Origin of the sequence: Rhodococcus aetherivorans (genome assembly GCF_011058165.1) — a bacterium.
Lineage (GTDB): Bacteria > Actinomycetota > Actinomycetes > Mycobacteriales > Mycobacteriaceae > Rhodococcus > Rhodococcus aetherivorans.
The window spans coordinates 52877-65132 of sequence record NZ_JAALEG010000001.1 but is presented as its reverse complement, the minus strand read 5'-3'; the positions used below and the strand labels follow the sequence as shown (position 1 = coordinate 65132).

Annotated in this window: 12 protein-coding genes; all 12 read right to left on the bottom strand. The window is 71.3% G+C overall.

Annotated features, from left to right (window positions below; translation table 11 throughout):
* Nucleotides 1-45: 45 nt before the first annotated feature.
* The 12 genes from mihF to G6039_RS00245 all read right to left on the bottom strand — a co-directional run bounded on the left by mihF (nucleotide 46) and on the right by G6039_RS00245 (nucleotide 12250).
* A complete protein-coding gene (gene mihF, locus G6039_RS00300; RefSeq protein ID WP_003935409.1) occupies nucleotides 46-366 on the bottom strand; it encodes an integration host factor, actinobacterial type in 321 nt (106 codons plus the stop codon).
* A 423-nt stretch (nucleotides 367-789) separates the two neighbouring features.
* Complete coding sequence (gene pyrF, locus G6039_RS00295; RefSeq protein WP_029543601.1) at nucleotides 790-1614, bottom strand: orotidine-5'-phosphate decarboxylase; 825 nt, start codon at nucleotides 1612-1614, stop codon at nucleotides 790-792.
* Nucleotides 1611-5000, bottom strand: a complete 3390-nt coding sequence (gene carB / locus G6039_RS00290; RefSeq protein ID WP_006937639.1) for a carbamoyl-phosphate synthase large subunit — start codon at nucleotides 4998-5000, stop codon at nucleotides 1611-1613. The genes pyrF and carB overlap by 4 nt, the downstream gene beginning before the upstream one ends.
* Nucleotides 5001-6164 (bottom strand): glutamine-hydrolyzing carbamoyl-phosphate synthase small subunit, encoded by a 1164-nt coding sequence (gene carA / locus G6039_RS00285; RefSeq protein ID WP_006937638.1) that lies wholly within the window; start codon nucleotides 6162-6164, stop codon nucleotides 5001-5003.
* Between the two features lie 96 nt (nucleotides 6165-6260).
* Nucleotides 6261-6767, bottom strand: a complete 507-nt coding sequence (locus G6039_RS00280) for a PH-like domain-containing protein (protein WP_029543596.1) — start codon at nucleotides 6765-6767, stop codon at nucleotides 6261-6263.
* Complete coding sequence (locus tag G6039_RS00275) at nucleotides 6767-8086, bottom strand: dihydroorotase (protein WP_006937633.1); 1320 nt, start codon at nucleotides 8084-8086, stop codon at nucleotides 6767-6769. The genes G6039_RS00280 and G6039_RS00275 overlap by 1 nt, the downstream gene beginning before the upstream one ends.
* A 65-nt stretch (nucleotides 8087-8151) precedes the next feature.
* Nucleotides 8152-9096 (bottom strand): aspartate carbamoyltransferase catalytic subunit, encoded by a 945-nt coding sequence (locus tag G6039_RS00270; protein WP_006937625.1) that lies wholly within the window; start codon nucleotides 9094-9096, stop codon nucleotides 8152-8154.
* The gene (gene pyrR / locus G6039_RS00265) at nucleotides 9093-9692 is read right to left on the bottom strand and encodes a bifunctional pyr operon transcriptional regulator/uracil phosphoribosyltransferase PyrR (RefSeq protein WP_006937623.1); all 600 of its coding nucleotides are present in this window, start codon (nucleotides 9690-9692) and stop codon (nucleotides 9093-9095) included. Before pyrR ends, G6039_RS00270 begins: the two co-directional genes overlap by 4 nt.
* A 191-nt stretch (nucleotides 9693-9883) precedes the next feature.
* Nucleotides 9884-10393: a transcription antitermination factor NusB gene (nusB, locus tag G6039_RS00260; protein WP_006937621.1), complete on the bottom strand. Its 510-nt coding sequence runs from the start codon at nucleotides 10391-10393 to the stop codon at nucleotides 9884-9886.
* Complete coding sequence (gene efp, locus G6039_RS00255) at nucleotides 10394-10957, bottom strand: elongation factor P (RefSeq protein WP_006937620.1); 564 nt, start codon at nucleotides 10955-10957, stop codon at nucleotides 10394-10396.
* A 35-nt stretch (nucleotides 10958-10992) separates the two neighbouring features.
* Nucleotides 10993-12087, bottom strand: coding sequence for an aminopeptidase P family protein (locus tag G6039_RS00250; RefSeq protein WP_029543594.1), 1095 nt, complete (start codon nucleotides 12085-12087; stop codon nucleotides 10993-10995).
* Nucleotides 12088-12091: 4 nt separating this feature from the next.
* On the bottom strand, nucleotides 12092-12250 hold the full coding sequence (locus G6039_RS00245; RefSeq protein ID WP_155951778.1) for a hypothetical protein: 159 nt from the start codon (nucleotides 12248-12250) through the stop codon (nucleotides 12092-12094).
* Nucleotides 12251-12256 lie beyond the last annotated feature (6 nt).

The window sequence follows — 12256 nt, the reverse complement described above, 5'->3', positions numbered from 1 at the left end:
GAACCGCTGTCCGACACGGTGTGTGCGTCAGCTACCACCGGTCGCTCAGGCGTCGAAGTCGAACCTGGCGAGCAGCGCCTTGCGCTGACGGTCGCCCAGGCCGCGCAGGCGACGCGTCGGGGCGATCTCGAGCTCGGTCATGATTTCCTGCGCCTTGACCTTGCCCACCTTCGGCAGGGCCTCGAGCAGGGCGGACACCTTCATCTTGCCGAGGATCTCGTCGTTCTCGGCATCGGCCAGGACCTGCTTGAGGTCGGTGCCGCCGCGCTTCAGGCGGTCCTTGAGCTCAGCCCGGGCGCGACGGGCAGCAGCCGCCTTCTCCAGAGCAGCGGCGCGCTGCTCGTCGGTCAGCTGGGGAAGGGCCACGGTTCCTCCGTCTCATCGTTGGCAAACAGTCTCATCCGCCGGTTAACCAGCGGCGATAGCGACCGTACTCACGCCGGACGACGATTGCGAACCCACCCCCCGCCGTTTCGGCTCGAAAACACGTGCGGTAGTGCGCCCGGATCGCCGTCCCCGACCCGGTCCGGCCGGGCCCCGCGGGCACCGTCCACCACCTCGGCGAACACGGCATCACCGCAGGTAGAGGCGCTGCGCTCGGCGTGGCGGGCCGGTGCGGGCGTCCGCCTGCGAGGCGACGCCGACGCCGGCTCGTCCCGGCCGGAAACGGATCGGGAAAATTTCCGCGCGCGAGCGTGTCGGGGCGCTCCCACCTGCGTCGGAACGGACATTCGGCCCGGATCCGGGAATCGGATCCGGGCCGAGCCGGAGGTGGCGGTGCGGGGCCGGTCAGGCCCGCAGGAAGGCGAACGAGTCCACGGTGCGGGCCACGGCGCCGCGCAGCGCCGCGACCGTCGGGCCCGCCCGCAGCACCTCGCGAGAGACGTTCGGCACGACGGCGTCGAGGTGCTCGCCCGCCAGACGGCGCACGTCGTCGGCGGTGCCGCCCTGGGCGCCCACGCCGGGCATCAGGATCGGCCCGTGCAGCGCGCTCAGGTCCGGCGCCCGGGTGAGGGTCGCCCCGACGACGACACCCACCGAGCCGAGGGTGTCGGCGCCGGCGTTGCGGGCCGCGGCCTCGTCGACCATCACCTGCGCGACGCTGCGCCCGTCGGAGACGCGCGCGTGCTGCACCTGCGCCCCCTCCGGGTTGGAGGTGGCCGCGAGGACGAACACCCCGCGCCCGTCGGCGGTGCGGCGCAGCGCCGGCTCGAGCGACCCGAACCCCAGGTACGGCGAGACGGTGACCGCGTCGGACCCGAGCGGGGACGCGTCGGTCAGCCACGTGCGGGCGTAGGCGTCCATCGTCGAACCGATGTCGCCGCGCTTGGCGTCCGCGAGGACGAGGGTGCCGGTGCCCCGCAGCGCCGCGACGGTGCGTTCGAGCACCGCGATGCCCGCGGAACCGAACGCCTCGAAGAACGCGACCTGCGGCTTGACCACGGCCACCTGCCCGGCGAAGGCGTCGACGCACGCCTCCGCGAACCGCTCGAGACCCGCGACGTCGACCGTCAGCCCCCAGTCGGTGAGCAGTTCCGGGTGCGGGTCGATGCCGACGCACAGCGGCCCGCGCTCGGCGAGGGCCGCGTGCAGGCGCTGCCCGAACGTCGTCACGACGCCGGGCCCGTGGTGCCGTCGGGCAGGCCGCCGACGCCGGCGGACTCCGCCGCCGCGTCCTCGCGGAGCCCGGCGTGCATCTCCTGCAGCGAGCGGACCCCGATGTCGCCACGGATGGCGGCCTCGATGCCCTGGACGGCCGCGGAGGCACCCTGCACGGTGGTGATGCACGGGATATTCGCGGCGACGGCGGCGGTGCGGATCTCGTAGCCGTCGATGCGCGGCCCGGAATTGCCCCACGGGGTGTTGATCACCATGTCGACCTCGCCGGCGCGGATCTTCTCGACGATGGTGTGTGCCCCCTCGGGCCGCTCCTCCTCCGACACCTTGTACACGTGCTCGCACGGGATGCCGTTGCGGCGCAGCACCTCCGCGGTGCCGATCGTGGCGAGCACCCGGAAGCCGAGGTCGGCGAGCCGCTTGACGGGGAAGATCAGCGACCGCTTGTCCTTGTTGGCGACCGAGACGAACACCGAGCCGGAGGTGGGCAGCGACCCGTAGGCGGCGGTCTGGCTCTTGGCGAACGCGGTGCCGAAGTCGTCGTCGATGCCCATGACCTCGCCGGTGGACTTCATCTCCGGGCTGAGCAGCGAGTCGATGCCGGTGCCGTCGGCGCGGCGGAACCGGTTGAACGGCAGCACCGCCTCCTTCACCGCGACGGGAGCGTCGGCCGGGGCGTGCCCGCCGTCGCCGTGGGCGGGCAGAATGCCCTCGGCGCGCAGGTCGGCGATGGTTTCGCCCATCATGACCCGGGCGCAGGCCTTGGCGAGCTGCACCGCGGTGGCCTTCGAGACGAACGGCACGGTGCGGGAGGCGCGCGGGTTGGCCTCGAGCACGTAGAGGATGTCGTCCTTGAGGGCGTATTGCACGTTGAGCAGGCCCTTGACGCCGATGCCGCGCGCGAGGGCCTCGGTGGAGCGGCGCACGTTCTCGAGATCGGAGCGGCCGAGGGTGATCGGCGGCAGCGCACACGACGAGTCGCCGGAGTGGATGCCGGCCTCCTCGATGTGCTCCATGATACCGCCGATGTAGACGTCGGTGCCGTCGCACAGAGCGTCGACGTCGATCTCGACCGCGTCGTCGAGGAAGCGGTCGACCAGCACCGGGCGGTCCTCGGAGATCTCGGTGGCGCGAGAGATGTAGTTCTCGAGCGCCGTCTCGTCGTAGACGATCTCCATGCCGCGCCCGCCGAGCACGTAGGACGGGCGGACCAGCACCGGGTAGCCGATGCCGGCGGCGATCTCACGGGCGCCCTCGAAGGTGGTGGCGGTGCCGAACTTCGGCGCCGGCAGGCCCGCCTCGGTGAGCACCCGGCCGAACTCGCCACGGTCCTCGGCCAGATCGATGGCCTCCGGGCTGGTGCCGACGATCGGCACCCCGGCAGCCTTCAGCCGCCGCGCGAGCCCGAGCGGGGTCTGGCCGCCGAGCTGGACGATGACGCCGGCGACGGTGCCGGACTGCGACTCGGCCCGGTACACCTCGAGGACGTCCTCGAAGGTGAGCGGCTCGAAGTAGAGGCGGTCGGCGGTGTCGTAGTCGGTCGAGACCGTCTCGGGGTTGCAGTTGACCATGACGGTCTCGTAGCCGGCCTGCGACAGGGTCAGGGCGGCGTGCACGCACGAGTAGTCGAACTCGATGCCCTGGCCGATGCGGTTGGGGCCCGAGCCGAGGATGAGCACCTTCGGCCGCTCGTGCTGCTCGGCGACCTCGGTCTCGGCGTCCGGGTCGAGCTCGTACGTCGAGTAGTGGTACGGGGTCCTGGCCTCGAACTCGGCGGCGCAGGTGTCGACGGTCTTGTACACCGGGTGCACGCCGAGCTGCTCGCGCAGGGCACGCACCGCGTCCTCGTCGCCGAGTTCGGGGCGCAGCGCCGCGAGCTGCCGGTCGGAGAAACCGTGGTGCTTGGCGAAGCGCAGTTCCCGCGCACCGAACGTCCCGGCGGCGCGCACCTTCTCCCCCAGCTCGACGATCTGCTGGATCTGGTCGAGGAACCACGGGTCGATCTTGGTGGCGTCGAACAGCTGCTCGACGGTGGCGCCGAGCTCGAAGGCCTTGGCGATGCCGTAGAAGCGGCCGTCGTGCGGGACCTTCAGCTCCTCGAGCAGGCTGCCGAGATCTTCCGTCTCGACCTCGGGGCCGGTCCAGAACCCGGACCGCTTGGTCTCGAGCGACCGCAGGACCTTGCCGAACGCCTCGGTGAAGTTGCGGCCGATGGACATGGCCTCACCCACCGACTTCATGGTGGTGGTCAGGGTGCCGTCGGCGCCGGGGAACTTCTCGAACGCGAACCGCGGGGCCTTGACGACGACGTAGTCGAGCGTCGGCTCGAAACAGGCCGGCGTCTCCCTGGTGATGTCGTTGACGATCTCGTCGAGGGTGTAGCCGATGGCGAGCTTGGCGGCCATCTTCGCGATCGGGTAGCCGGTGGCCTTCGACGCCAGCGCGGACGAGCGCGACACGCGCGGGTTCATCTCGATCACCACGAGGCGACCGTCGCGCGGATCCATCGCGAACTGGATGTTGCAACCGCCGGTGTCGACGCCGACCTCGCGCAGGATCGCGATCGACAGGTCGCGCATCTCCTGGTACTCGCGGTCGGTCAGGGTCATCGCCGGCGCGACGGTGACCGAGTCGCCGGTGTGGACGCCGACCGGGTCGACGTTCTCGATCGAGCAGACGATCACGACGTTGTCGCGGCCGTCGCGCATGAGCTCGAGCTCGTACTCCTTCCAGCCGAGGATGGACTCCTCGATGAGCACGTTCGCGGTCGGCGAGGCGGCGAGGCCGCCGCCGGCGATGCGCTCGAGATCGGCCTCGTCGTAGGCCATGCCGGAGCCGAGGCCGCCCATGGTGAACGACGGGCGCACCACGACGGGGTAGCCGAGTTCGGCGACGGTGTCGCGCACCTCGTCCATCGTGTAGCAGACCCGCGAGCGCGCGGACTCGCCCCCGCACTTGGCGACGATGTCCTTGAACTTCTGCCGGTCCTCGCCGCGCTGGATGGCGTCGAAGTCGGCGCCGATGAGCTCGACGTCGTACTTGGCGAGGATGCCCTGCTCGTGCAGGGCGACTGCGGTGTTGAGCGCGGTCTGCCCGCCCAGGGTGGCCAGCACCGCGTCGATCGGGGTGCCCTTGGCCTGCTCGGCGGCGATGACCTTCTCGACGAACTCGGCGGTGATCGGCTCGACGTAGGTGGAGTCGGCGAACTCCGGGTCGGTCATGATCGTCGCCGGGTTGGAGTTGACGAGGGAGACCCGCAGGCCCTCCTCGCGCAGCACCCGGCACGCCTGCGTGCCGGAGTAGTCGAACTCGCAGGCCTGGCCGATGACGATCGGGCCGGAGCCGATGACGAGGATGTGGGAGAGATCGGTACGGCGTGGCATTTAGTTCTTCTCTCCCTCGAGCATGCTGGTGAACCGGTCGAACAGGTAGGAGGCGTCGTGCGGGCCGGCCGCCGCCTCGGGGTGGTACTGCACGGAGAAGGCGGACCCGTCGAGCAGGCGCACGCCCTCGACGGCGCCGTCGTTGGCGCAGGTGTGGCTGATCACGGCCCGGCCGTAGGGCGTGTCGAACTCCTGCCCCGCTTCGCCCTCGAGCGCGAAGCCGTGGTTCTGGGCGGTGATGGCGATGCGGCCGGTCTCGTGCTCGATCACGGGGATGTTGATGCCGCGGTGGCCGAACTTCATCTTGTAGGTGCCCAGGCCGAGGGCGCGGCCGAGGATCTGGTTGCCGAAACAGATGCCGAACAGCGGCAGTCCCTGCCCGAGCACCTCCTTGGTCAGGTGCACCGCGCCGTCCGCGGTGGCCGGGTCGCCGGGGCCGTTCGAGAGGAAGACCCCGTCGGCCTTCAGGTCCAGGATGTCGTGCAGCGTCGCGGTGGACGGCAGCACGTGCACGCGCATGCCGCGCTGGGCGAACATCCGCGGGGTGTTGGTCTTGATCCCGAGGTCGATCGCGGCGACGGTGAAGCGGGCCTCGCCGTCGGGCTCGACGACGTAGCCGCTCGTGGTGGTGACCTCACCGGCCAGGTCGGCGCCGAGCATCGACGGCTGGCTCCGCACCCGATCCAGCAGGGTCTGCTCGTCGGCGAGGGCATCACCGGAGAAGACGCCCGCCCGCATCGAGCCGCGGGTGCGCAGGTGCCGCACCAGGGCACGGGTGTCGATCCCGGCGATGCCGACGATGTGCTGCCGCTCGAGCTCGTCCTGCAGGGAGCCGGACGCGCGCCAGCTCGAGGTGCGGCGCGCCGGGTCGCGCACGACGTAGCCGGCGACCCAGATCTTCGCGCCGGCGGGGTCACCGGTGGGCCCGACGGACTCGTTGTCCTCGGTGTTCCACCCGGTGTTGCCGATCTGCGGGGCCGTGGAGACCACGATCTGCCGGTGGTAGCTCGGGTCGGTGAGGGTCTCCTGGTAGCCGGTCATGCCGGTGCTGAACACGGCCTCGCCGAGGGTCTGCCCCACCGCACCGAAGACGGTGCCGCGGAACGTGCGCCCGTCCTCGAGCACCAGGATCGCGGTGTCCGTGTCGAAGTTGTTGCCGCTCATGCGTTCTCTCCGTTCTGCTCGACCTCACCGGAGCTCGCCGCATCAGCCGAAATCTCGCGTACCGTCGTCGCTGTACCAGCCGTCCAGGCTGTCGTCCTAGCTTTCACTGTCCCGGTAATTCTCGTTCGTCTCCTGCACCCACAGGGGGTAGATGGTCTTGTCGTCGCCGCGGAATCCCGTGTCGATCTCGGTGCCGGAGGGCAGCTGCCAGCGGATCACCAGCACACCGTCCTTGGTCATCACCTTCCCCGCGAGGCCCCGTTCGGTGCGGATCGCCCGGATCGAGTCCTGCGGGATCCAGATCGGCGAGGCGCCGTCGCGTTCGAGCAGCACTCCGGCGCGGTAGCGGCTGAGCTCGCCGGCCGCGCGGTGGCCGAGGTCGCCGACGGCGATCCGGTCCTGCCAGCTCGGCGCGAGGGTGCTGCCCACGTACAGGCCTGTGCTCGGGGCCACCAGCTGCTCCCCCAGCTCGGCCGGCACCGGCGGGAGGGCACCGACGGCATCGGCCTGGCGTCGGCCGCGGCCGCGCCAGCCCTTCCACATCAGCAGGGCCAGCACCACCCACAGGGCGACGAAGCCGAGCGTGAGCAACACGCGGTCCATCACCGCACCCCGCTTCCGGTGGCCGGCCGGACCGTGCCGTCGAGCGCGGTGATCCGGCCGCGCAGCACGGTCGCGACGACCTTGCCGGGCAGGGTCATCGCCTCGTACGGCGTGTTGTGCGCGACCGAGGCCAGCTCCGGTCCGCGCACCGTCCACTCGGCGTCGGGGTCGACGAGCACCACGTTGGCCGGCTCCCCCACCTCGAGGGGCCGCCCCTGGTCGTCGAGGCCGACGATCTCGGCGGGCCGTTCGCTCATCACCTTCGCGACGCCGCGCCAGTCCAGCAGCCCGGGGCGGACCATCGTCTCGACGACGATCGACAGGGCCGTCTCGAGGCCGAGCATGCCGGGACGGGCCTGGGAGAACTCGCAGCACTTGTCCTGCTCGGCGTGCGGGGCGTGGTCGGTGGCGACGCAGTCGAGCACGCCCTCGGCCAGGCCGCGGCGCAGCGCCTCGACGTCGGAGCGCTCACGCAGCGGCGGGTTGACACGGTTGACGCCGTCGTAGGTCTCGAGCCGCGAATCGTCCAGCAGGAGGTGGTGCGGGGTGACCTCGGCGGTGATCGGGATCCCTTGCGCCTTAGCCCATTTCACCAGCTCGACGGTGCCGGCGGTGGAGGCGTGGCAGATGTGCACGCGGGCTCCGGCGTCCCGGGCGAGCAGGGCGTCGCGCGCGACGATGGACTCCTCGGCCGCGCGCGGCCAGCCGGCCAGGCCGAGGCGCGCCGCGGTGGGGCCCTCGTGGGCGACGGCTCCGGCGGTCAGCCGCGGTTCCTCGGCGTGCTGGGCGATGAGCACCCCGAGCGAACTCGAGTACTCGAGCGCCCGGCGCATGATGAGCGGGTCGTACACGCAGTGCCCGTCGTCGGAGAACATCCGGACGCGGCCGACGCCGGCGGCCATGGTGCCCATCTCCGCGAGCTGCTTGCCCGCGAGGCCGACGGTGACGGCGCCGACGGGGTGCACATCGACGAGGCCGACCTCCTGCCCGCGCCGCCACACGTGGTCGGTGACGACGACGGAGTCCGCGACGGGGTCGGTGTTGGCCATCGCGAACACCGCGGTGTAGCCGCCGAGCGCCGCCGCGGCGGATCCGGTGTCGATGGTCTCGGTGTCCTCGCGGCCGGGCTCGCGCAGGTGCGTGTGCAGGTCGACGAAGCCGGGCAGCAGGACCCGTCCGGCGCCGTCGATCACCTCGGCGTCGGAGCCGGCATCGAGGTCGGTCCCGATCCCGAGGATCTGCTCGTCGCCGAGCAGCACGTCGGTCGGCGCGCCCTCCCCGTAGACGAGCACGTTGCGGATGAGCACCTGCGGCGACACCGAATCTTCTCCTGTCCCAGTGTTCTTCGTATCCTGCGCGGCTGCGCGGTCCACGTGCGAGCCGGTCATGCGATCGCGCTCTCCGTGCCGACGAGCAGACGGAACAGCACGGCCATGCGCACGTGCACGCCGTTGCTCACCTGCTGCAGCACCGCGGTCTGCGGGGCGTCGGCGACCGCGGAGGCGATCTCCATGCCGCGCAGCATCGGACCGGGGTGCAGCACCACGGCGTGCTCGCCGAGCATCGCCAGCCGCTTCTCCGACAACCCGTATCCGATCGAGTACTCGCGCGCCGACGGGAAGAACCCGCCGTTCATGCGTTCGGCCTGCACCCGCAGCATGAGCACCGCGTCGAGGCCGGGCAGTTCGGCGTCGAGCGAGTGCGACACGGTCACCGGCCAGGTCTCCACGCCCACCGGCAGCAGCGTGCGGGGCGCGACCAGCACCACCTCGGCGCCGAGCGTGGACAGCAGCAGCGCGTTGGAGCGGGCGACACGGCTGTGCAGGATGTCGCCGACGATCCCGATGCGCCGGCCGGCGATCGACCCGAGCCGCTGCCGGAGGGTCAGCGCGTCGAGCAGGGCCTGCGTGGGGTGTTCGTGGGTGCCGTCGCCGGCGTTGATCACCGCCGGCCCGCCGCCGTTGCCGTCGCCGGTCCAGTCGGCGATGCGGTGCGCGGCGCCCGAGGCGGGGTGCCGCACGATCAACGCGTCCGCCCCGGCGGCGTGCAGGGTCAGCGCGGTGTCGCGCAGCGATTCGCCCTTGGCGACCGACGAGCTCGAGGCGCTGACGTTGATCACGTCCGCGCTCATCCACTTGCCGGCGACCTCGAACGAGACCCGGGTGCGGGTGGAGTTCTCGAAGAACACCGTCATCACGGTGCGGCCCCGCAGGGTCGGCAGCTTGCGCACCTCACGGCCGAGCAGCGCCTGCTCGAACCGTTCGGCCTCGTCGAGAAGCTCGGTCGCGGACGCCTCGGTCAGGTCCGCGATGGAGAGCAGGTGCTTCACGAAATCTTGCCTCCGGAGATCACCACGGCGTCGCGGTCGTCCTGCTCGGTGAGCAGGACCCGCACGTCCTCGGCGCGGGCGGTGGGGACATTCTTGCCGACGTAGTCGGCGCGCAGCGGCAGTTCGCGGTGGCCGCGGTCGACCAGGACGGCGAGCTGCACGGCGCGGGGCCGGCCGAGGTCGCGCAGGGCGTCGAGCGCGGCGCGCACCGAGCGGCCGGAGAACAGGACGTCGTCGACGAGGACGACGAGGGCGTCCTCGACGCCGCCTTCGGGCACCGACGTGCGCTCGAGCGGCCGGTGCGGCTTGGTGCGCAGGTCGTCGCGGTAGAGGGTGATGTCGAGGGAGCCGACGGGCACGGTCACCCCGGAGAACTCGGCGATGCGTTCGGCGAGCCGGTGCGCGAGGGTGGTGCCGCGGGTGGGGATACCGACGAGGACGACGCGGGGGGCCTCGCCCTCGGGGGCGTCGAGCGCGGTCTTCTCGATGATCTGGTGCGCGATGCGGGCGACGGTGCGGCCGACGTCGGCTGCGGAGAGCAATTCGCGGGCCGGACCGGGCGTGGATACCGGCGACCCGTCTTCGGACATGGCCATACTGCGACCTCCTTCTCCGCCTCGCTGGACGGATCGTTAAAGGATGCCTGACGGTGCATCAGCCTAGCAGCGGCCGGTGACCCCCAGACACGGGTGCGGGGTGAGGCGTGCCACAGGCCGCCGTCCCGGTAGCGACGAGCGGGCCCGGCCGGCGACTTCCGTCCCCGGCCGGGCCCGCTCACGTTGCGATGTCAGGGCCGCTCGGACTCCCGCTGCTCGGCCGGCTCGGCGGCGCGCGACGAGGTGGCCGCCGCGGCGGCACGGACCTGGTCGGCGAGCGCCACGATCTGGCCGAGGATGCCGTTGACGAAGGCGGGCGAGTCGTCGGTGGACAGCTGCTTGGCCAGTTCGACGGCCTCGTCGACGGCCACCACCGGCGGCACGTCGGAGGCGTGGAACAGCTCCCACACCGAGATGCGCAGGATCGCCCGGTCCACGGCGGGCAGCCGCTCGAGCGTCCAGTCGTGCAGGTGCTCGGCGATCACCTGGTCGAGCTCGTCGAGATGCTCCGCCACGCCGCGCACGACGGTCTGCGTGTACGGCGGCACCTGGGCGACCTGGTCGTCGGTGACGGCGAGCGCGATGCGGTCGGCCGCGAGACCGACCGGGTCGATGTCGCGGGCTTCGGCCTCGAACAGCAGGTCGACGGCACGCTTACGCGCCTTGTGCCGGGCTCCGAGTTTCTTCTGCGTACCGGACACTCAGGAATTCACTCGCCCGAGGTAGCTGCCGTCACGCGAATCGACCTTGAGCTTGTCGCCGGTGTTGATGAACAGCGGGACCTGGATCTCGGCGCCGGTCTCGAGGGTCGCCGGCTTGGTGCCCCCGGTGGAGCGGTCGCCCTGCAGGCCGGGATCGGTGTGGGTGACCTCGAGTTCGACGGTGACCGGCAGTTCGACGAACAGCGGGGTGCCCTCGTGGGTGGCCACCTGCACCTGCATGTTCTCGAGCAGGAACTTCGCGCCGTCGCCCAGGGTCTCCTCGTTGATGGAGATCTGGTCGTAGGTCTCGCCGTCCATGAACACGTAGTCGGTGCCGTCGTGGTACAGGTACGTCATGTCGCGGCGGTCCACGGTGGCGGTCTCGACCTTCACCCCGGCGTTCCAGGTCTTGTCGACGGTCTTGCCGGAGAGCACGTTCTTGATCTTCGTACGGACGAACGCCGGCCCCTTGCCGGGCTTGACGTGCTGGAACTCGATGATCTGCCACAGCTGACCATCGATCTTCAGCACGAGCCCGTTCTTGAAATCGCTGGTATCGGCCACTTGGTTTCGCGTCTCCTAGAGTCGAGGTACCGCCCTCATACGACGGTCAATGTCTTGTCGGTGAGTGTGAGCAGCTCCGGTCCCTGCTCACGCACCACGAGCGTGTCCTCGATCCGCACGCCTCCGCGCCCGGAGAAGTACACGCCCGGTTCGACGGTCACCGCCGCACCGCAGGCAAGTGTACCGGTCGCCGCCTGGCCGATTCCGGGTGCTTCGTGGATCTCCAGACCGACCCCGTGGCCGAGTCCGTGCAGGAACAGATCACCGTGCCCGGCGTCGGCGATGACGCCGCGGGCCGCGGCGTCCACGGCGGCCAGGTCGACGCCCGGCACGAGCGCCGCCCGCCCGGCCGCCTGGGCGCGCGCGACGAGGTCGTACACCTCCCGCTGCCAGTCGGCGGCCCGCGCGAGGACGTAGGTGCGGGTCATGTCGGAGTGGTATCCCCCGACCTGCGCGCCGAAGTCGAGCTTGACGAAGTCCCCGGCGGCGAGCACCGCGTCGGTGGGCCGGTGGTGCGGCACAGCCGAGTTCGCCCCGGTCGCGACGATCGTCTCGAAGGAGATGCCGTCGGCGCCGTAGTCGAGCATGCGGGCCTCGAGATCGCGGCCGACCTGCCGTTCGGTGCGGCCCGGGCGCAGCCCGCCGGCGGCGACGAGGTCGGCCAGCGCCCGGTCCGCGGCGGCGCACGCCGCCTTCAGCAGCCCGACCTCGTGTTCGTCCTTGACCATGCGCAACTGCTCGACCAGCCGGGGCGCGGGCGTGAGGGTGAGCGGGCTGTCCAGCCCCGCCCAGCGCACGTGCTGTTCGACGGTGACGATGTGGCTCTCGAAGCCCCACCGGGCCGGCGTGGCCGCGGAACCGACCAGGTGATCGGCGCTGGCGCGGGCGATCCGGGCCCGCAGGTCGGGCACCTGCGCGGCGATCTGGGTGAGGTAGCGGCCGTCGGTGCACACGACGGTGCGGGACTCGTCGGCGTCGTCGTCGGCGGTGACGAGCAGCGCGGCGTTCGAACCGGTGAAGCCGGTGAGGTAGCGGATGTTGAGCAGGTCCGTCACCAGGAGCGCATCGAGGTCCCGGTCGGCGAGCAGCCGGCGCAGCGCGGCGCGGCGGGAGGCGTGATCGGCGGGCATGGGCTCAACGTACTCCCGCGGCGGCGGCCGGAACGGCCGCCGCCCGGGCGGTGACGACGAAGGGCAGGACGACGAAGGGCAGGACGACGAAGGGCAGGACGACGAAGGGCAGGACGATGAGGAGCAGGACGATGAGGAGCGGAGACCATGTGGGGCGGAACACACTTCC

Coding starts and splice junctions, on each gene's coding strand:
- carB (WP_006937639.1), bottom strand. CDS start 5,000: ATGCCACGCCGTACCGATCTCTCCCACATCCTCGTCATCGGCTCCGGC.
- carA (WP_006937638.1), bottom strand. CDS start 6,164: ATGAGCGGCAACAACTTCGACACGGACACCGCGATCCTGGTGCTCGAG.
- G6039_RS00280 (WP_029543596.1), bottom strand. CDS start 6,767: ATGGACCGCGTGTTGCTCACGCTCGGCTTCGTCGCCCTGTGGGTGGTG.
- pyrR (WP_006937623.1), bottom strand. CDS start 9,692: ATGGCCATGTCCGAAGACGGGTCGCCGGTATCCACGCCCGGTCCGGCC.
- G6039_RS00250 (WP_029543594.1), bottom strand. CDS start 12,087: ATGCCCGCCGATCACGCCTCCCGCCGCGCCGCGCTGCGCCGGCTGCTC.